Raw genomic sequence first — 20,353 nt, forward strand, 5'->3', positions numbered from 1 at the left:
CTTTCTTTATTGTCATCTGGAAATGTTGAATAAAAAGAAAACTTTCCCTATGCTAAGTCTTAATTGTTTTTGAATTGATATTTTTGTCAGGTAAACCCAAAATATAATGACAAAATATATCAATTTCATAAAAAAAGCCCTTAGCGGAGAAGAAGTAGACTATACGAAAGTGAGTATAAGAAGTGCTGTGCTTTTTTTAGCGATACCTATGATGCTGGAAATGGCAATGGAATCTGTATTCGCTTTAGTTGATCTGTATTTTGTCGGACATTTGAAAGAGAGCGGTTTTGCCATTCAGACGGTAGGCCTTACAGAATCTGTACTTTCTGTAATGTATTCTATTGCTATCGGAATGAGTATGGCAGCAACAGCACTGGTGGCGAGACGAATTGGAGAAAAAAATCCGGAGCAGGCTTCCAGAAGTGCTGCACAGGTTTTATTGGTTTCGTTTGTTATAACATTTGTTTTAAGCCTGCTAGGTGTTATCTATGCAGAAGAAATTTTAATCCTGATGGGCTCGAAACCTGAAGCAGCTGCTTATGGTAAAGACTTTACGAGAATTATGATGGGAAGCAGTACAGTCATTATGCTCTTGTTTTTAATTAACGGGATTTTCAGAGGGGCAGGAAATGCTATGATTGCCATGAAAAGTTTATGGATCGCAAATATAGCCAATATTATCCTTTGTCCTATTTTAATTAAGGGATTGGGACCGGTTCCGGCAATGGGACTTACCGGAGCTGCATTAGCCACAACAATAGGGCGAAGTATCGGAGTACTGTACCAGCTGTATCATCTTTTGATTGCAGACACCCAGATCAGGATTAGGATGCATTATTTTAAACCGGATCTGGCTTCTATAAAATCTATTATAAAGATTGCAACACCCGGAATTTTTCAATTTGTGATTGCTTCATGCAGCTGGATTTTTCTTGCAGAGCTGGTAGCCACCACGGGAGGGGAAAATGCTTCCGCAGGCTATCAGACAGCACTAAGGCTGATGATGTTTTTTATGCTTCCGGCCTGGGGGCTAAGTAATGCTGCTTCTACTCTGGTAGGGCAAAATATGGGAGCCAATGAAATGGTAAGAGCAGAGCAGGCGGTCATGAAAACGGTGAAGTATAATGTAATTTTCATGTTAGCCGTCAGCTTGATATTCCTTTTAATGGGTAATTTTTTGGTGAGTTTCTTTACTCAGGAAACCGAGATCATGGAATTTGCAAAGAATGCCCTTCACATTATGAGTATAGGATTTATTTTTTACGGAATAGGTATGGTGATGATCAATGCCTTTAATGGAGCCGGAGATACCTGGACACCCACATGGGTTAATCTTTTTGGATTCTGGCTGTTTCAGATTCCTTTGGCTTATTTTCTTGCCAAGCATTTTGGATTGGGACCAAAAGGAGTTTTTATTTCAATTCCGGCAGCAGAAACGCTTATTACCATTGTAGCCTTTATTTTATTTAGAAGAGGAAAATGGAAAAACGTTAAAGTATAATAAACATGAAGGAATATAGCTGGATTTTGGATTGAGCGAAATCCGGTTTTATCAGTTTTTAACATTGTAACCGATTGGAATTTAATAGTATATTCCCTATATTCGTAGAACAACAAATATTTAATACTATGGGAAAAGGAGACAAAAAATCTAGAAGAGGTAAAATTAATTCAGGAAGTTATGGGAAAAAGAGACCTAGGAAAGCTTCAAGATCTATTGTAGCCTCTGAAGAAAAAGCTAAGAAATAGTATAAGTAAAAAAGACCGGAGAAATTAATCTCCGGTCTTTTTTTATAACAAATTAAACTAATTATTTTCCAAAAATATTTCCAAGAATACTTCCCAGGCCTCCTTGCTGTTGTTGGTTATTACCTCCGCCACCAAGTACACTTCCCAGTATATCATTCAATGGATTTCCTGATGATTGAGATTGTCCGCCATTCCCCAGTACGCTGCCAAGAATGTCATTTAAAGGACTTGATTGCTGAGTCTGCGCCTGGTTGGATGCATTTCCAAGAATTCCACCCAGAAGATCACCTAAACCTCCGGCACCTACATTGTTTTGTTGCTTTTGTTGGCCAATATATCCCATTACTACAGGAGCTAGCATTGCCAGGATTGGTCCCAGTTTGTCTATTGAAATTCCAGTATTTTGGGAAAGCTGATTTTCTACAGTACTTTTTTGTCCTCCAAAAATGTGATCAAGAATAGACCCACCTTCAGCCTGTCTTGCTTCAACCTGTGAGGCATCATCTAAAATACTACCATTATGATCTTTATCAAGAGCATTGTTTAAAGCTTCCGCTTCCTTAGCATCCTGAGATTTATTTCTTAAATAAGAAATGATAAGAGGAGTGGCTACTGCCAATAAGGCGATGACCTGATTTTTGCTGATTCCAAATTTGTTTTCAGCCTGTTCAGCAACCTGGTTGCTGGTGTTCCCTGTAAGTAGGTCGATTAAGCTCATTTTTTGTGTTTGTTTAAAGTATTAACTATCTCAAAGTTATCAAAAAATATGGTTCATAAAATTTCTTAAGGTCATAATTATTGTTAAAGTTTTCTGATCTCTTTTTCAGTAAAACCTTTGCTTTTTAGAAGCTCAATATATATTTCGGCTTCTTCGGTCATCCAGAACATGATGTCGGGAGCTTTTCTCCGATCTATTGTGAATTCCAGAATCCCCACATTATTATTCATCCATGGAAACATATAATATTTCAGTCCGCCTTTATAGTTTTTATAGTTACCAAAATCCTGTCCTTTTTCAGTTGATGAAACAATCTGAAGAGCTACTACATAGAAAAGAGGAATGAAAAGACATACCCATGAAAGTTTTTTCACCCACGGATATTGTACCTGAGATAATCCATAGCCTATGGATAATGCAAAAATCATGTTGAAAGGGATAAAGAAAACGTAATTATCCGTGACAGCATAAAATGTTGCAAAACCATACACGCATAGCGACGCAGTAAAGAAAACAAAAAACATTTTCTTATTTGACCGGTATAAAAAATAGATCCCGGCAATACCGAAAAGTGCAAACACATTAAAATTATAAACGATGTAGACTACAGACTTGATGAGGTCCTGAAGGTATTCTATAAAAGTTTTTTTAAATGAATTGGAAAGCCAATCGCCACGTTCAGAAAAATAAGGTGAACTTAAAGATAGCCCCTGAGAAACATTCAGAACGGTAATGGAGCCGAAAATCAGTAAAAAAATCAATAAAGATGAATAAACATACTTACTTTCTTTTCTGAAATAATAGAGAAATAATATAAAAGCAGGAATAAGCAGGATATTCTGAATATGCACCCAAAGGCTGATAGCAAAAAAGAATCCCGCTAAAATGATGTGTACGTTCTTTTGCTCTATAAAACTTTTGACCAGGGAGAAAAAGAAAAGACTTAGCCACAGTGAATTATAGGTATACACCTCTACAATTTCTGCATTTTTCCAAAACGTAAAACTAAAACCAAAAATAAATGCCGCCGCAACAGAAGCCCATTCCAGTTTTGTAATACTTTTTACGGTAAGATAGATCACTGAAACAGTAAGTGCTCCTGAAGTAATAATTAAAAGCCGGCTGGCTTCTATAGCATTAAGCCCTGTAATATTCTTAATGAAAATAGCGGTATTGAGATAGAGAAAATGAGTGGTAGCCGTAGCCGTTGTCTCAAAATCACCCTGTTCTACAGGAAGAACAAAACCAATAGCATCAGCAAAAGGTATTCTCGTAAAACTGCCGAGATAGTAAATAAGTAAAAAAATGAAAAATATAAAACCTGCAGATAAATATTTATTCATGCTTAGTTCTTTACAATAGGGACATTAGAGCATGCTTCTCCAAACATCAGTGATTTTACAAGTGGTTTTAGCTGCTCTACCAGCTCGATATAGGCATTTTCCGGAATTTCTTTATCTGAGCATCCTTTTACTAAGACTCTTTTTCCTCTCATATCCTCAAAATCATAAGTCTGAATAGCATTGTGCATCAGAATTACTTCCAGGTCCTCACGGTTCCCGAAAACTATTTTTTTAGCAACATCTGTAATCCTGGCTGTCAATACAAAATAAGCCCAGAGAGGAATAATTGTATCTACAGAATTATAGATGTAAATATAAGCATCCTTGTATTCTTCAACATTGATGAGTTCTACTTTTTCACGGAAATCTTTTTCTTTCAGGATCATTTCCTGGAACAAAAAATCTTTAAGGTCAATGCCCTTTCTCTGTCCTTTTGGAACCAAGGTACTAAGGTCAAAATTGACAAGGCCGCTTTCCGCAACTTTATTTCGGATTTCAAATTCTTCTGACATTTTTATCATTATCTTTGAACAAATTTACAAATTAAGATCAATATATATTTTAATTTGTTCTCTATCCTTACCATAGAAACCGCCCATGATTCATAATGATCCGATAATGGAAGGGGTGTCGTGAGGTATTAAAAAAACAAATAATAAAGATTTCGGAAGAAATGAAATATTACATTATTGCAGGAGAAGCTTCCGGTGATCTGCATGGGAGCAATTTGATGAAAGCTTTAAAACAAAAAGATCCGGATGCGGAATTTCGGTTTTGGGGCGGAGATCTGATGGAAGCTCAGGGTGGAACACTGGTTAAACATTACCGTGATCTTGCTTTTATGGGCTTCCTGGAGGTGGTTATGAATTTAAGGACCATCCTGAATAATATTGCATTCTGCAAAGAAGATATCAGAAACAACAGACCGGATGTTTTAATATTGGTAGACTATCCAGGTTTCAATTTAAGAATTGCCAGATTTGCCAAGGAATTGGGAATCAAAGTGATCTATTATATTTCTCCACAACTTTGGGCCTGGAAGGAAGGTCGTGTGGAAACCATCAAAAAATATGTAGATGAAATGATGGTTATTCTTCCGTTTGAAGAGGATTTTTACAGAAAACATGGTGTTCATTCCCATTTTGTAGGACATCCTTTGCTTGATGCTATTTCCGATCTTAAAGAAATCAGTACTGAACAGTTTAAGAAGGAAAACGGACTGAATGACAAAGAAATTATAGCCCTTCTGCCGGGTTCCAGAAAACAAGAGGTGGAAAAAATGCTTGAAATAATGCTTTCAGTAAGACCTCATTTCAAAAACTACCAGTTTGTGATCGCCGGAGCGCCAAGTCTTCCGAAAGAGTTTTATCAAAAATATGTGGATGACAATGTTCATTTTGTCTCTAACAGAACTTATGACGTATTGAGGTGTTCAAAAGCAGCTCTTGTAACTTCCGGAACGGCTACCCTGGAAACAGCCCTGCTGAATATTCCTGAAGTAGTCTGCTACCGGGGCAGTACAATTTCTTATGCCATCGCCAAAAGATTAGTGAAAAATATCAATTACATTTCTTTAGTCAACCTGATTATGGACAGGGAAGTGGTAAAAGAACTGATCCAAAATGACCTGAACACTAAAAATCTGGTGGACGAACTTACCAAAGTTTTAGAAGGAGAAAAGAGAGAGCAGGTCCTGAATGATTATAGTCTTTTAAGAGAAAAGCTAGGAGGTAAAGGAGCCAGTGACCATGCGGCTGAGGTGATTTTGAAAATCTGAAACTTCATATAACGAATTCTTTTGAGAATTTAAATTACTTTGTGAAAATGAATCATTTTAAAAACTTTTTCTTACTTTTTGTATGTACATTTTTGTTCTCAAAAAGCTTTGCTCAGGAGAATATTCCAAGAGATAAAGTTCAGATATTCTATTATGGCTGGTATGGAAATCAGGCAGCAGATGGTGGCCTTCAGCATTGGAACCATGAAATTATCCCTCATTGGAGTAACCCCAAATGGAATAATCTGGGACATTATAAAGGAGGTGATGATATTGGAGCCAATTTTTATCCTGCTTTAGGAAACTACAGCTCTAATGATGTCAAGATCATTGAGAAACATATGAAAATGATCAAAGAATCCGGTGCTGGTGTTGTGGTTATCAGTTGGTTGGGTAAGGATTCTTTTACCGATAAAAGTGTCTCAAAATATTTAGACATTGCAGATCGTTTTAATCTGAAAATAGCATTTCACATAGAGCCGTTTTATAAAACAATTACGGAGCTCAGAGATCAGCTTTCGTACCTTGTTGAAACCTATTCTCCCCATCATGCCTTTTATAAAAAAGACGGTAAACCGATGTTTTACGTTTATGACAGTTATAAAATAGCTCCGGAAGAATGGGCAAAGCTTCTTTCTAAGAATGGAGAAAAAACAGTACGTGATACGGATCTTGATGCTCTTTATATTGGGTTATGGGTAGAGGAAAAGGATGCTGCTTTTTTTGAAACTTCCGGATTTGATGGTTTTTATACTTACTTTGCGAGTGAAGGTTTTGTATATGGAAGCACTACTTCAAACTGGGATTTTCTTTCCAGATTTGCCAAAGACCATAAGCTGATTTTTATACCCTGTGTAGGACCGGGATATTCTGACACCAGAATAAGACCATGGAATGAAGCTAATTTTAAAAGCCGTGGAAATGGAAAATATTATGAAAATATGTTTGATGCTGCCATAAAAGTAAAGCCTGAGTTGATAGGAATTACATCTTTTAACGAGTGGCATGAAGGCACACAAATAGAACCTGCGATTCCTAAAAAGACCGGAAATTTCAAATATGAAGATTATGGTAAAGATCCATGGTTGTACATTAAGGAAACAAAGCGTTTAACGGATAAATTTTTAAAAGAAAAATAAAAAACTTTTTATATAAAGACGGTTTTATAGCAAAAAAACAAGCGCTCTGTTAATCTCTTTAATGAGATATAGAGCGTTTTTCAGTGATCACAGAGTTGATGTTCAATTGATTTAATTCCCTACTTTGGTAATACAATTGATTGAAAAATGTGAACAAACAGCCTCTTCTCATTGTAACATTATGTTTTATCCTTGGAATTCTTTTTCAGGATAATTTTCCGTTAGGCAGTATTGCAGTTTATTACGGCATTGTTCTTTGCGTTGGAATTTTAATTTCCCTGTTTTTTTATTCCTATTTTTTGAACAAATCTAAACCGGTTTTGCTGTGCTTGCTGTTTTTTGGACTGGGAATCATTTTTCATTTTTTCAATACCTTTTCTTCTGTTACAGAATTAACTGTCAGGGAAAAGGAAACCGTTATTTTCAATATTTCCCAGAAATTAAATACAACAACGAAGTATAAAAAGTATGAAGGAGTAGCCATGGTGGGAAAAAACAGCTTCAATACCATTTTATATATTCCAAAAGACACTCACGAGCTTGATTTTAAACATTATTACAAAGCTGAAGCTTACCTGGCAAGAATAAAACCTCCGAAGTATGATTTTCAGTTCAATTACGCACGGTATCTCAAGCGGAAAAATATTGAATATCAGTGCTATCTTTCAAAAGGTATTTCTTCAGCTGAAAAAAAAGGCGTAAGTTTTTTTGATAGAGTAAAGCAGCAGAGACTCGAGATCCTACAAAGAATTGATAACACCGGAATGTCTGAAAAAGCAAAAACTTTTTTAAAAGGGATTATCCTTGCAGACCGCACAGAAATTGATGCCGAAACAGTCCGGGATTTCAACAGGTCCGGTCTGATTCATTTACTGGCTATTTCAGGAACTCATATTGTGGTGATCTTTGGGATGTTTTATTTTTTACAGGTCCGGTGTATACCTTTGCGTTTAAGAAGATATGCTATCATTTTCAGTTTGGTTTTTATCTGGCTTTTTGCAGGCTTTATAGGCTTTGGAAACTCTGTTTTACGGTCCTGTATGATGCTGACGATATATTTTATGTACGTTTTGCTTCAGAGAAAACCGGATCTGCTGCATGCATTGGGGTTATCGGCATTTATTATTCTTGTTTTTGATACCCGGCAGTTTTTCGATATAGGATTTCAGCTTAGCTTTTTGGCTGTTTTAGGAATTTTTTGGTTAAATCAGCCTCTTTTGAATAGATTTCCAAAGCAGGATCAATATTGGAAAAAACTAATTTTTAATACGGTTACAATTTCTATTGCTGCACAGCTTGCCACACTTCCTTTGGTTTTATATTATTTTCATCAGTTTTCCCTTATTTCGGTCATTGCCAATTTTATTATTGTTCCTTTTTCGGAAGTCATTATTGTATTTTCATTTTTAATGACGGTTCTTATTGCTTTTAAGGTTGATTTTATGTTCATTAATACGGTGTATGACAATGGTATATTGCTGTTACTAAAGGTGATCCATTGGTTTGCAGAAGTAGATGTATTGTTTTTTGAAAATATACCGGTGAATCTGATGGAAGTAGTATCAATGTTGGGAGTAGTATACTTGCTAAGAGCTGTGATTTTACATTGTAATTTTAAAAGTTTGATGAGGCTTTCAATGTCTGTTTTCGTCTTTTTCATAATAAGAACGGGGAGCAATGTGTTTGAAAACCAGAGAGAAGAAGTGTTGTTTCACGATTTTAATACTAATAAAGTGTTTCTGGTGAAGAATGGAAATAAGGCCTGTTTTTGGATTTCGGATATATCTGATCAGGAAAAGGTGATCCGATATTTTATCAATCCTTACTGTTCATCAAGGAGGATCGTACATTTTGAGATAAAAAGCCTGCCTCCATCTGTCCGGAAAATCGTTTTTCAGGATCATATTTATGAAATAAAATAGGATGGTGTCTTCATGTTTCATTATGCTCTGTTTATCGTTGCGTGCTCTTATTTAGAAAGATTACAAACTGGTTATATGTGAGATTTCTCACTTTTCAATATTGTTAACATTCCTTAATTTTGTGGGAAATTCAAATTTAAACTTATATGGCAGGTTTAACGAGTTCTACGATAGGTAGAAAATATGCTATGGCATTATCAGCTATGTTTTTGCTGATTTTTCTTATACTGCATTTGACGACCAATTTGTTATCAGTTCTTAATAAGGACGCCTTTAACACGGCATCTGACTTTATGGGCTATAATCCTTTTGTGCAGTTCTTAATGCAGCCTATTCTTGGTTTTGCAGTAATTTTCCATTTTGCGATGGGGTTTGTACTGGAAATTAAGAATAATAAAGCGCGTCCGGTAAAGTACGCAGCAAACAATGCTTCTGTGAATTCTTCATGGATGTCCAGAAATATGATTATTTCCGGTGCTGTTATTTTAGCTTTCCTGGCGCTTCACTTGTATGATTTCTGGCTTCATGAAATTAATTACAAGTATGTGGAAGGAATAGCTCCTGATGCAGAACGTTTCTGGCCTGAACTTCATGAGAAGTTTGCTGACCTTTGGAGAGTGGCTCTGTATGTGATCTCTTTTGTACTATTAGGATTACACTTAGCTCACGGATTTCAGTCTTCATTCCAGTCTGTAGGAGCAAGACATCCAAAGTATACGCCGGTGATTAAAGCTTTCGGGAAATGGTATTCAATCCTTATTCCTGCAGGGTTTATTTTAGTGGCTGTTTTTCATTTTATAACTCAATAATATCAATATACTAGTATGAGTAAATTAGATTCAAGAATTCCAGCGGGTCCTCTTAAAGACAAGTGGAAAAATCATAAAGACCATATGAACCTTGTTGCACCAAACAACAGAGATAAGATTGATATTATTGTTGTAGGTACAGGTTTGGCAGGAGGCTCTGCTGCTGCTACTTTAGCTGAGCAAGGGTACAATGTGAAAGCATTCTGCTATCAGGATTCTCCAAGAAGAGCGCACTCTATTGCGGCTCAGGGAGGGATCAATGCTGCTAAAAACTATCAGGGTGATGGTGACTCTACCTATAGATTGTTCTATGATACAATCAAAGGGGGTGACTATAGAGCAAGAGAAGCTAACGTTTACAGATTAGCTGAAGTTTCTGCAAATATTATTGACCAGTGTGTTTCTCAGGGAGTTCCTTTTGGTAGAGACTACGGTGGCCAGTTAGATAACCGTTCATTTGGTGGGGTTCAGGTAAAAAGAACCTTCTATGCAAAAGGGCAGACGGGACAACAGTTGTTATTGGGTGCATATTCTGCAATGAGCCGTCAGATCGGTAAAGGAAGAATTAAAATGTACAACCGTCATGAAATGCTGGACCTTGTTATTGTTGACGGAAAAGCAAGAGGTATCATTGCAAGAAACCTGGTAACAGGTGAAGTTGAAAGACATTCTGCACACGCTGTAGTAATTGCTTCAGGAGGTTACGGAAACGTATATTTCCTTTCTACCAACGCGATGGGATCAAACGTTTCTGCAGCATGGAAGATCCACAAAAAAGGAGCTTACTTTGCAAACCCTTGTTATGTACAGATTCACCCGACTTGTATTCCTGTTCACGGAACACAGCAGTCTAAACTGACGTTGATGTCTGAATCATTAAGAAACTCCGGAAGAATCTGGGTTCCTAAAAAACTTGAAGATTCAGTAGCGATCAGAGAAGGTAAATTAAGACCTGAAAATATTAAAGAAGAAGATAGAGATTATTATTTGGAAAGAAGATACCCTGCATTCGGTAACCTTGTGCCTAGAGACGTTGCGTCAAGAGCGGCTAAGGAAAGATGTGATGCCGGTTTCGGAATCGAAAACAATGATACTAAAGAAGGTGTTTACCTGGATTTCTCCACAGAAATCATGAAGAAAGGTAAAGAAGCCGCTATCGAAAAACATATTCATAACCCAACTGACCAGCAGCTTTATGATTTGGGTAAAAGCTGGGTTGAGGAGAAATACGGTAACCTATTCGTAATGTATGAAAAGATTACGGCTGATGATCCTTACAAAACTCCAATGAAAATTTATCCGGCAGTTCACTATACAATGGGAGGTGTTTGGGTTGATTATAACCTTCAGTCTACCATTCCTGGATGTTTCGTAATCGGTGAAGCTAACTTCTCTGACCACGGAGCCAACAGACTGGGAGCTTCTGCTTTGATGCAGGGTCTTGCTGATGGATATTTCGTGCTTCCTTATACTATTGCAGATTATCTTTCTGCAGATATCAGAACAGGAGAAATTCCTACCAATTCAGGAGCATTTGATGAAGCTGAAAAGGGAATTAAAGAGAAAATTAATTTCTTCCTGAACAATAAAGGAACGCATTCAGTAGATCACTTCCATAAACAATTAGGACACATTATGTGGAATAAAGTAGGTATGGGAAGAACTCCTGAAGGATTAAGAGAAGCAATCAAAGAAATTGAAGAAGTAAGAAAAGACTTCTGGAAAAATGTAAAAGTTCCTGGTGAAGGAGAAGGGATGAACACTGAGCTTGAAAAAGCATTCAGAGTAGCAGACTTCCTTGAATTAGGACAATTAATGGCTATCGATGCACTACACAGAAATGAATCTTGTGGTGGACATTTCCGTGAGGATCACTCAACTCCAGATGGAGAGGCGGAAAGAGATGACGTAAATTACAAATACGTCGGAGCTTGGGAATATCAGGGAGAAGATATCAACGCGGAAGTGTTGCATAAAGAAGATCTGATATATGACAACATCGAGGTTAAAACTAGAAGTTACAAATAATCTCCAACCTATAAATAAAAAATTATGAGTGCAAAAAAAGGCTTACATCTTACGCTGAAAATTTGGAGACAAAAAAATAGTAAAACTAAAGGTCAGTTTGAGACCTATAAAATATCAGATGTTTCCACAGATTCTTCATTTCTGGAGATGCTGGACATCCTGAACGAAAATTTAATTAACGAAGGAAAAGAGCCGATCGCTTTTGACCACGACTGTCGTGAGGGGATCTGCGGAATGTGTTCTCTTTACATCAATGGTAGAGCACACGGCCCGGACACGGGGATCACTACCTGCCAGCTTCACATGAGAATGTTCAAAGACGGTGAGACCATCGTTATTGAACCGTGGAGAAGTGCTGCTTTCCCGGTTATTAAAGACTTAATGGTAGACAGAAGTGCATTTGACAGAGTAATGGCTGCAGGTGGTTTCGTTTCTGTAAATACTTCAGGAAATACATTGGATGCGAATGCTATTCCGGTTCCTAAAGAAGATGCAGACAGAGCTATGGATGCTGCTGCCTGTATCGGATGTGGAGCTTGTGTAGCAACATGTAAAAACGGATCTGCAATGTTATTCGTGGGAGCTAAAGTCTCTCAGTTTGCTTTACTTCCTCAAGGTAGAGTAGAAGCGAAAAGAAGAGTGCTGAACATGGTGAAAGCTATGGATGAAGAAGGGTTCGGAAACTGTTCAAATACCGGAGCATGTGAAATAGAATGTCCTAAAGGTATTTCTCTTGAGAATATCGCAAGAATGAACAGAGAATATATGGCTGCTCTTGTAGACCAGGGATAGAATTGATTCAAATACATAAAAAGTCGTCTCCATCCGGGGACGACTTTTTTTATGCCGGATATTTCTGCTGTTAAAGTTTGTTAACTTATTAATATGCTTTGGTATTCTTTGTTTAATAAGTCTATATTTGGTGGGTAATAGAATTGCTTAATAAACAATTCTGAGACATTGTAAAGAGATTAATTGTGCCTGAAACAGAATCTGAAAAGCCTGTTTTTATAGGGCGTAAGAAAATTTCTAAAAAAAAATAGTAGTGTTAATTAAGAAGCCTTAAAAAGCGTATTTTTGTGTAAAATTTAAAAATTGAAATGAAAAAATATCTTTTATTGTTTATCATCGCGATTTTCGTGATGTCTTGTTCAAAAAAAGTAGAAGTAAAAGGGAAAATTACCGGTGGTGCTCCATTAGAGAGAATTGAATTTGTAGAAGCTTCAGGAGTAGGAACCCTACCTTTAATTAATATAGGTTTAGATAAAGACGGAAATTTTTCAGGAAGCTTCGAAGCTCCTAAAGATGGAATGTATGTTATTAATTATGCTAACAGACAAAACCTGATCTATCTTGAAGGAGGACAAAATGTAAATATCTCAGGAAATGGAATGACTTTCCCAAATGAATTTGTTATAACCGGAGATGCTAAAAAGAACAATGATTTTCTTCAGGCTACCCAAAAATTTTTAGGTGAGTATGGAAGTAAGCTAAACCTAAACCAATTAATGGCTGGTGATGAAGCTTCATTTTTGAAAGGAATCCATAAAGTAGAAGCTGATATCAACAAAAATGTAGATGACCTGGCTAAGAAAAATAATCCTAGTAAAGGGCTTATCACCTGGAAGAAAAATGATATTAAAGTAACGATCCTTAATTTATTGGCTAATTACGAAATGTCACATGGTCCAATGGCTGGGAATATGTCATATAAAGCTTCAAAGGCTTTTAAAGACTATGAAGTAAAGCTAGAAGATGATAAAGAAGCAATGGTAAAAACAATACCGCTTTACAGACAGTATTTACTTGTAAAAATGACACCTGATTTCCAAAAGTATGCGGAAGCTAACAGTAAAGGAAAAACTGATATTACCACTTCAGAATTGTTTGCTCAGTATCTGAAGACTAAAAAGGATATCTCTCAGACTGCAAAAGACTACCTTTTAGCTTTTGTAATGGCTCAGACTGATATTCATCCGACGACTCCTGCCAAGAGAATCGATAAAATCAAAAAAATTATTGATTCAGATATTAAAGATGCTACCATTAAAAGTGATCTTCTTAAAATGCAGATGGCTATTACAGGACTTAAAATTGGAGATGCTGCTCCTGAAGCTCCTTTGGTAAAACAGGACGGAAAGTCTTATAAACTTTCTGAAAATAAAGGAAAACCTTATATGCTATTCTTTTATGCATCATGGAATCCTTACATCAGCGAAGCTACAGTACCTGTACTGAAAGAAGTTGTAAATTTTTATAAATCTAAAATGAACTTTGTATTTGTGAATGTAGATGATACAAAAGATCAGTTTGTAAAAACCAGCAATTCTCTATTGAAAGGTATTCAGGGAGTAAATGTTTACGGAGAAAAAGGAATGGAATCTGAGATCGCTAAAAAATATGGCGTATATGGATTTAAGTTACCTTGTTTTGTAATCATAGACAAAGATGGTAAAATTGCCAGCAGATCTTTTGTAAACCTGGGAGAGCAGGAATTGGTAACTATTTTGGATAAATTGACAGGTCTTGCAGCGCCAAGAGTAGATCAGGCTCCACAACAAATGCCAGAAGGATTGCAAGTGGATCCGTCTGCACAGCAACAGTCTCCACAGCCGGCAAATCCACAGCCAGCTCAGACGAAATAATAAACTTTAACATAGATGGAAACCTTATCTTCGGATAAGGTTTTTTTTTATTGTATTTTTGCAGAATTAAACCGGAAGTTTCTTTCGGCTGTATTAGAAAAAATAGAAATAGAGATGTAGGAATGAAGCCTTCCGGTTTCGTCCTGCTATTAAAAGAAATTGAGTTTACGGATGAAAAAGAAGAAAGATATAATTCTTGAAAATATTAAGTTATTCGGAGCAGGGGCAAAAGGTGTCGCGATTGGAAAAACGGAAGAAGGAAAAACAGTATTGGTCTCAGGAGCGGTCCCGGGAGATGTAGTCAATGCAAGAGTGAAAAAATCCAAGTCCAAATACTATGAGGCAGAAACTGTAGAAGTGGTGGAGCCTTCAGCCTTCAGAGTAGAACCTAAATGTATTCATTTTGGAACATGTGGGGGATGTAAGTGGCAGAATATGAGCTACGAAAAACAACTGGACTTCAAGCAGGAAGAAGTATATAATAATATTAAAAGAATCGGGGGTATTGACGACTTTGAAACCGTTCCGATCTTAGGTGCTGAAGAACAGTATTTTTACAGAAATAAAATGGAGTTTTCTTTCTCCAATGCGAGATGGCTTACTCAGTATGAAATAAGCTCTGAAGAAAATTTTGGCAGTAAAGATACCCTGGGCTTCCATATTCCGGGGATGTGGAGTAAAATTCTCGATCTTAAAGAATGTTTTCTTCAGGAAGATCCTTCCAATGCAATAAGACTTGCCGTAAAACAATATGGTGTCAATAACGGACTGGATTTCTTTGATGTGAGAAATCAGGAAGGTTTCTTAAGAATCTTAATGATGAGACAAAACTCTAAAGGGGAATGGATGGTATTATTCCAGCTTTACAGAGAAGAAAAAGAAAACAGAGAAAAGCTTTTTGAATTTTTATTGGAGAAGTTTCCGCAGATCAAAACTCTGGTATATGCTATTAATCCAAAACAGAATGATTCAATCTATGATTTAAATATCAATGTTTATTTCGGAGAGGGATATCTGATGGAAGAAATGGACGGGCTGAAGTTTAAGATCGGGCCGAAATCATTTTTTCAAACCAACTATAAACAGGCTTTAGAGCTATATAGAAAAACATTGGAATTTGCTGATCTGAAAGGGCATGAAGTGGTTTATGACCTTTATACAGGAACAGGGACTATAGCACAGTATGTAGCAAGAAATGCAAAACAGGTTATAGGAATAGAATCTGTGCAGGAAGCTATAGATGCGGCCATAGAGCATGCTGAATTAAATGGCCTTACCAACTGTACCTTCTATTGTGGTGATATGAAAAATGTTTTTAATGATGAATTTATGGAAAATCATCCTAAAGCAGATGTTTTAATCACGGATCCGCCAAGAGATGGAATGCATCAGAAAGTAGTAGAGCAAATCTTAAAGCTTGCCCCGGAAAAAGTAGTCTATGTAAGCTGTAATTCAGCAACACAGGCGAGGGATCTTGCACTGATGAAAGATCATTATACGTTGGTGAAAATATTACCGGTAGATATGTTCCCACAAACTCATCATGTGGAAAACATTGCTTTATTGGTTAAAAAATAAATTTATTTAAATTTGAATCTCAAATCTTAATATGAAGTATTTTAAAATTCTCATAATGACCTGTTTTCTGACAATGCTTTGGTCCTGTGGTGGAGATGATGATATCTGTGAAAGCGGAGAGGGGACACCAAGAATGAAGGTGGCATTTAAGTCGATGGAATCTGGAAAAGCAAGAACATTAGATTCCCTAAGTGTGGCTGTAGACTATGGATCCGGTAAAGTAGATCTGGGATGGCAGACAAAAATAGAATCAAGGCTTATTCCATTGAGAGTAGATGATTCTCCTTATACGGATGTGTATTTTAAGGTATCTGCCAAAGGAGCGGAATCTAAAGTTAGGATCAAATATACGACCCAATCTACCTATGTATCTCCAGGATGTGGGATCAAAAAAGCATATGAGAATTTAACCTCAGAATTAATAACTCCCAATCCTGTTCAAAATCTGGAAGCCGGACAAAATCAAATAGAGAATGAAGACAAGACTAATCTTTACCTTCTTTTTTAGTATACTAGGAATACTGAGTTGGGCACAGGATAAGAAAGAGACAAAGAAGGAACCCCTAAAATACGAACCTAATTTTATGATTGGTTTTGATGTTCTGAATACAGGGGCTGCTTTCTTTTCGGACAGAAAATTATATCAGGGATTTATTTCTTCAAAAGTAAGAGGTAATGTTCATGCTGTTGCTGAAGCAGGATTTGAGAAAAATATATATCAGAAAAATGGATATGATGCTAAAGTAAATGGTCCCTTTGTGAAATTGGGTGCATTTTATATGTTGGCGAAAGATGCAGAAAACGAATTTAACGGCTTCTATGCGGGAGGAAAAGTAGGCGGATCATTTTATAAACAGGAATATATGGCCATACCGGTGCGTGGATTTGGGGGAAGTAGTTCTTCAGTAGCGTTTCCTTCTTCATCACAGTCTTCTTTCTGGCTGGAAGGAACATTGGGAGGCAGGGTACAGCTCTTTGAGTCTAATTTCTATATTGATGTGAATCTGCAGCCCCGCTATTTAGTATATACTACAAAACAGGACGATATATCCCCCATGATTATCCCCGGATTTGGAAGAAGTTCTTCTAAATTCAATATGGGATTTGCCTGGAATATAGCATACAAATTTTAAAAGGAGCGTTAAGCTCCTTTTTTTGTGATTACATTTTATCAGGCAGTAAAATAGACTGTGCCCGGATTAATTTTAAGAAGAAGTGAATTATGATATCACGATAATATATTCGGTCGAAGTACTATGTTTATTGTGAAAATTTTTATTTTTTGTCTATATTATAAAACTAAATATTTAAATTATTTTTGTGTTATTATAACGTATTTTACTTTTGATTATGGTATTTGTTTTAAATAATGATTAAAATTTAATAATTAGTAGTATAAAATAATTATATTTGGAAAAAAATATAATTAACTTTTTATGAAAAGACTACTTACTACTTTGATGTGTGCTTTAGTAGGGGGGACAGCGTTCGGACAGTGGACGCCCGCTACTATTAAGGTAGACAGCAAAAAAAGAGCAGTGGATATGAAGGCCACTAACGTAGGATCTAATTTCAAATTGGACTTGAATCAGCTAAGAGCTCAGTTAAAAGGTGCTCAGGAAATGGGAGCTAATGCTAGGCCTGTTGTTATTTCCATCCCAACCTTAAGTGGTAAAATCGAGAGATTTAATGTGTACAGTTTTCCTGTGGTTGTAAAAGAACTTGCAGATCAGTATGAGCTTGGTTCATACATAGGAACTTCTGTTGAGGACCCTACTCAGCAAATCAGATTCTCTGTAGCTCCAAATGATTTCCAGTCTATGTTATTTAAAGATGGAAATTATGAGTTCGTTGAACCTGTTGACAAAGCAAACGGAATATATTCTCTACAGCTTAAAAAGAACAAAACAGGAGACAAGCCTTTTGTATGTAGCACAATGGAAGAACCAGGTGCTGTAAAAGACCTTGAGAATTTATACAATAGCGGAAAATCATTTGCCCACAATCCAGGGGCTTTCAATAAAAATTCTGACAGAAAATACCGTACAATGAGAGTAGCAATCTCAACTACTTCTGAGTATACGGCCTATTTTGGAGGAGTTCCGGGTGCATTAGCACAGGTTAACGCTACCCTTACCCGTGTGAATGCTGTTTTTGAAAAAGATTTTGCACTGCATTTAAATCTACAGGCTTATCCAAGTTTGATTTATACGAATGCTGCAACAGATCCATATTCTCCGGCTGCACAAATGAACAACTGGAACGTTCAGCTACAGCAAACGCTTACCAGTGAGGTAGGAAATGAAAACTATGATATCGGACATTTATTTGGAGCTACCGGTGGTGGTGGAAATGCCGGATGTATCGGTTGCGTATGTATAGATCCTGCTACTCCAACTTCTAAAGCAAAAGGGTCAGGATTTACATCTCCTGCAGATGGTATTCCAATGGGTAATAATTTTGATATAGATTATGTAGCTCACGAAATGGGACACCAGTTGGGTGGTAATCATACATTCTCTCATGGGATTGAAGGATCTGGGGTAAATGTTGAGCCGGGATCAGGATCTACTATTATGGGATATGCAGGGATTACAGGAGCAACTACAGATGTACAGGCGCATTCTGATCCTTATTTCCACAGAGCAAGTATTGGCCAGATTCAAACCAACCTAATCAGTAAAACGTGTGACGTTGAAACCAGTGTTGCGAATAATACTCCTGTAATCGCAGCGCTTTCACCTTATACAATTCCTAAGAAAACAGCATTTGTACTTACAGCTAACGTTACGGATGCTGACGGGGATCCAATGACATATACATGGGAAGAGATGGATAGTGGTATGACTGCTGCCCAGACTATTGATAAAAATAACTTGGGACAAACAACCTATGGAGCATCGTTCAGATCGCTTTCTCCTTCTACTACTCCAACCAGATATTTCCCTAAGTTCTCTTCAGTACTTGCAGGAGCTTTAGATAATTCATTAAATACTTGGGAATCTACTTCACAGGTAGCCAGAACTTCTAAATTTGCCATTACAGCCAGAGATAACAATGCTGATGTAACACAGCAGCAGACTAATTCTGCACAACAGACTATTACAGTTGGAAATGACGGGCCATTCCAGATTACTCAGAATTTCCTTTTTGCCAATGCACCTTCAGATTTAACTTGGGATGTTGCCAATACATCATCAGCTCCTTATAACGTTGCTAATGTTAAAATTGACTATTCTACAGATAATGGAGTAAACTGGACAGTTCTTTCTGCTTCAACTCCTAATGACGGTTCAGAATCTTTTACAATACCTTCGTCTTTAAACGGACAAACTATTGTGGTAAGAGTTTCTTCTATTGGAAACGTTTTCTATACTCTTAAGAAAATTCCTGTAACCAACCAGGTAGCATGTGGTGGCGCTCCTATTGGTTTGGTAGCTCAAAATATTACACTGAATGGTGCTTCTGTTTCCTGGAGCCCTGTTGCAGGAGCTGCTTCTTATGCTGTAAGATATAGATTGGCATCTGCTACTCCATGGACTCAGCTTCCGGACAGTAATACGAACTCCGCAACATTATCAGGATTAACAGACTGTACGGCATATCAGGTTCAGGTAGCTGCTATCTGTGGAGGGGTAACGGGCCCTTATTCTGCAACAACTGCTTTCTCATCTGCATGTACAACGTATTGTCCATCAGCAAGCAGCAGTGGACAGTATAACTATATCTCCAATGTAACGCTGGGAACAGTAAACAATACAACCGGAGGAACAACATACTCTAATTTCACAAACAATACAGCATTACAGCCTGTTTTGTTAGTAAACAGCTCGAATACCATTAATGTTTCTCTTACTACAAATAATGCAGGTGCATTAGTGAATGGAATGGCTGCATGGATTGATTATAATAAAAATGGACTATTTGAAGACACTGAAAGGGTTCTTGATATGCCAATAACTTCTTTGATACTTGGAACTACTCCTAATACAGCAACATTTACAGTGCCATCTACTGCGGTAACTAATACCCCGGTAAGGATGAGAATTGTTACAGTGTTAATAAATCCGGATTATATTGGCGAGAGTCTTCCTGATGATTTTGCATGTGGAGATTTCCCTAATGGAGAAGTTGAAGACTATAATGTAATTATTGCAACCAATCTTGGAACTTCTGAGACCGGTATTAAAAACGATGGTATTCAAATCTATCCAAATCCTGTAAATGATGTTTTAAATGTAACTAAAGTTTCAGATAAAGCAGCTTACAAAATTTACAGTGCAGCGGGTCAACTGATAGACAGCGGAAATATCAACAGTGGAAAAATTAATGTTTCAGCATTAATTAAAGGTGGATATGTAATTACAATTGAAGATAAAGGTCAGGATCAGTTTAGATCTAAGTTTATCAAAAAGTAATATAAATCTTTATAACATTAAATCCCCAAGTTTCTTGGGGATTTTTTTATTCTAAACCATATTGGGGATTATTGTGAAATTTTTTCAAAAAAATATTTTAATAGATGTGTAATAGTGAAAAAATTATTAGATTTGTGTAATTATTTAAATATTAACATATGGAATGAAAATTACTTTTTTAATACAGTTTATCTGTAAAATGAGATGTTTCGAAAAATATGTTTGAA

General features: G+C 36.7%; 16 protein-coding genes. 13 read left to right on the plus strand and 3 right to left on the minus strand.

From position 1 onward, the window contains the following. The first annotated feature begins 106 nt into the window (after window positions 1-106). A complete protein-coding gene (locus LQV47_RS13040; protein WP_230037534.1) occupies window positions 107-1,501 on the plus strand; it encodes an MATE family efflux transporter in 1,395 nt (464 codons plus the stop codon). A 128-nt stretch (window positions 1,502-1,629) separates the two neighbouring features. Continuing rightward, window positions 1,630-1,749 carry a 30S ribosomal protein THX gene (locus LQV47_RS13045; protein WP_230037537.1) on the plus strand — a complete coding sequence of 40 codons (120 nt, stop codon included), beginning with the start codon at window positions 1,630-1,632 and terminating at the stop codon, window positions 1,747-1,749. Between the two features lie 61 nt (window positions 1,750-1,810). On the opposite strand, the gene LQV47_RS13050 is transcribed toward LQV47_RS13045, so the two are convergent. From LQV47_RS13050 to LQV47_RS13060, 3 genes are all read right to left on the minus strand, one after another. Beyond that, the gene (locus tag LQV47_RS13050) at window positions 1,811-2,467 is read right to left on the minus strand and encodes a DUF937 domain-containing protein (RefSeq protein WP_230037539.1); all 657 of its coding nucleotides are present in this window, start codon (window positions 2,465-2,467) and stop codon (window positions 1,811-1,813) included. 83 nt (window positions 2,468-2,550) lie between these two features. Continuing rightward, the gene (locus LQV47_RS13055) at window positions 2,551-3,810 is read right to left on the minus strand and encodes a DUF2723 domain-containing protein (protein WP_230037541.1); all 1,260 of its coding nucleotides are present in this window, start codon (window positions 3,808-3,810) and stop codon (window positions 2,551-2,553) included. A gap of 2 nt (window positions 3,811-3,812) precedes the next feature. After that, window positions 3,813-4,322 (minus strand): DUF2480 family protein, encoded by a 510-nt coding sequence (locus LQV47_RS13060; protein WP_230037543.1) that lies wholly within the window; start codon window positions 4,320-4,322, stop codon window positions 3,813-3,815. 161 nt (window positions 4,323-4,483) lie between these two features. On the opposite strand from LQV47_RS13060, the gene lpxB reads away from it, so the two are divergent. From lpxB to LQV47_RS13115, 11 genes are all read left to right on the plus strand, one after another. Next, window positions 4,484-5,587 (plus strand): lipid-A-disaccharide synthase, encoded by a 1,104-nt coding sequence (gene lpxB / locus LQV47_RS13065; protein ID WP_230037545.1) that lies wholly within the window; start codon window positions 4,484-4,486, stop codon window positions 5,585-5,587. A 47-nt stretch (window positions 5,588-5,634) separates the two neighbouring features. Further along, window positions 5,635-6,726: a glycoside hydrolase family 99 protein gene (locus tag LQV47_RS13070; RefSeq protein WP_230037547.1), complete on the plus strand. Its 1,092-nt coding sequence runs from the start codon at window positions 5,635-5,637 to the stop codon at window positions 6,724-6,726. 149 nt (window positions 6,727-6,875) lie between these two features. Further along, the gene (locus LQV47_RS13075) at window positions 6,876-8,648 is read left to right on the plus strand and encodes a ComEC/Rec2 family competence protein (RefSeq protein WP_230037549.1); all 1,773 of its coding nucleotides are present in this window, start codon (window positions 6,876-6,878) and stop codon (window positions 8,646-8,648) included. A gap of 146 nt (window positions 8,649-8,794) precedes the next feature. Further along, window positions 8,795-9,457, plus strand: a complete 663-nt coding sequence (locus tag LQV47_RS13080) for a succinate dehydrogenase cytochrome b subunit (RefSeq protein ID WP_047488924.1) — start codon at window positions 8,795-8,797, stop codon at window positions 9,455-9,457. Window positions 9,458-9,472: 15 nt separating this feature from the next. Beyond that, window positions 9,473-11,485 carry a fumarate reductase/succinate dehydrogenase flavoprotein subunit gene (locus tag LQV47_RS13085; protein ID WP_230037551.1) on the plus strand — a complete coding sequence of 671 codons (2,013 nt, stop codon included), beginning with the start codon at window positions 9,473-9,475 and terminating at the stop codon, window positions 11,483-11,485. Window positions 11,486-11,509: 24 nt separating this feature from the next. Continuing rightward, window positions 11,510-12,277: a succinate dehydrogenase/fumarate reductase iron-sulfur subunit gene (locus LQV47_RS13090; RefSeq protein WP_047488931.1), complete on the plus strand. Its 768-nt coding sequence runs from the start codon at window positions 11,510-11,512 to the stop codon at window positions 12,275-12,277. A 308-nt stretch (window positions 12,278-12,585) separates the two neighbouring features. Beyond that, window positions 12,586-14,130, plus strand: coding sequence for a TlpA disulfide reductase family protein (locus tag LQV47_RS13095; protein WP_230037553.1), 1,545 nt, complete (start codon window positions 12,586-12,588; stop codon window positions 14,128-14,130). A 171-nt stretch (window positions 14,131-14,301) separates the two neighbouring features. Further along, a complete protein-coding gene (gene rlmD / locus LQV47_RS13100) occupies window positions 14,302-15,708 on the plus strand; it encodes a 23S rRNA (uracil(1939)-C(5))-methyltransferase RlmD (protein WP_230037555.1) in 1,407 nt (468 codons plus the stop codon). Window positions 15,709-15,763: 55 nt separating this feature from the next. Beyond that, on the plus strand, window positions 15,764-16,216 hold the full coding sequence (locus LQV47_RS13105; protein ID WP_230037556.1) for a DUF6452 family protein: 453 nt from the start codon (window positions 15,764-15,766) through the stop codon (window positions 16,214-16,216). Then, window positions 16,182-16,841 (plus strand): DUF6048 family protein, encoded by a 660-nt coding sequence (locus tag LQV47_RS13110; RefSeq protein ID WP_230037558.1) that lies wholly within the window; start codon window positions 16,182-16,184, stop codon window positions 16,839-16,841. Before LQV47_RS13105 ends, LQV47_RS13110 begins: the two co-directional genes overlap by 35 nt. A gap of 303 nt (window positions 16,842-17,144) precedes the next feature. Then, window positions 17,145-20,126 (plus strand): reprolysin-like metallopeptidase, encoded by a 2,982-nt coding sequence (locus tag LQV47_RS13115; RefSeq protein WP_230037560.1) that lies wholly within the window; start codon window positions 17,145-17,147, stop codon window positions 20,124-20,126. Window positions 20,127-20,353: the final 227 nt, after the last annotated feature.

The sequence above is a fragment of the Chryseobacterium sp. Bi04 genome, from assembly GCF_918698085.1.
Lineage (GTDB): Bacteria > Bacteroidota > Bacteroidia > Flavobacteriales > Weeksellaceae > Chryseobacterium.

Excerpts from the sequence above, each read along its gene's own strand:
- LQV47_RS13060 (WP_230037543.1), bottom strand. The coding sequence starts at position 4,322 with ATGTCAGAAGAATTTGAAATCCGAAATAAAGTTGCGGAAAGCGGCCTT.
- LQV47_RS13045 (WP_230037537.1), top strand. The coding sequence starts at position 1,630 with ATGGGAAAAGGAGACAAAAAATCTAGAAGAGGTAAAATTAATTCAGGA.
- LQV47_RS13095 (WP_230037553.1), top strand. The coding sequence starts at position 12,586 with ATGAAAAAATATCTTTTATTGTTTATCATCGCGATTTTCGTGATGTCT.
- LQV47_RS13080 (WP_047488924.1), top strand. The coding sequence starts at position 8,795 with ATGGCAGGTTTAACGAGTTCTACGATAGGTAGAAAATATGCTATGGCA.
- LQV47_RS13050 (WP_230037539.1), bottom strand. The coding sequence starts at position 2,467 with ATGAGCTTAATCGACCTACTTACAGGGAACACCAGCAACCAGGTTGCT.
- LQV47_RS13055 (WP_230037541.1), bottom strand. The coding sequence starts at position 3,810 with ATGAATAAATATTTATCTGCAGGTTTTATATTTTTCATTTTTTTACTT.
- LQV47_RS13070 (WP_230037547.1), top strand. The coding sequence starts at position 5,635 with ATGAATCATTTTAAAAACTTTTTCTTACTTTTTGTATGTACATTTTTG.
- LQV47_RS13090 (WP_047488931.1), top strand. The coding sequence starts at position 11,510 with ATGAGTGCAAAAAAAGGCTTACATCTTACGCTGAAAATTTGGAGACAA.
- rlmD (WP_230037555.1), top strand. The coding sequence starts at position 14,302 with ATGAAAAAGAAGAAAGATATAATTCTTGAAAATATTAAGTTATTCGGA.
- LQV47_RS13085 (WP_230037551.1), top strand. The coding sequence starts at position 9,473 with ATGAGTAAATTAGATTCAAGAATTCCAGCGGGTCCTCTTAAAGACAAG.
- LQV47_RS13040 (WP_230037534.1), top strand. The coding sequence starts at position 107 with ATGACAAAATATATCAATTTCATAAAAAAAGCCCTTAGCGGAGAAGAA.
- LQV47_RS13115 (WP_230037560.1), top strand. The coding sequence starts at position 17,145 with ATGAAAAGACTACTTACTACTTTGATGTGTGCTTTAGTAGGGGGGACA.
- lpxB (WP_230037545.1), top strand. The coding sequence starts at position 4,484 with ATGAAATATTACATTATTGCAGGAGAAGCTTCCGGTGATCTGCATGGG.
- LQV47_RS13110 (WP_230037558.1), top strand. The coding sequence starts at position 16,182 with ATGAAGACAAGACTAATCTTTACCTTCTTTTTTAGTATACTAGGAATA.
- LQV47_RS13105 (WP_230037556.1), top strand. The coding sequence starts at position 15,764 with ATGACCTGTTTTCTGACAATGCTTTGGTCCTGTGGTGGAGATGATGAT.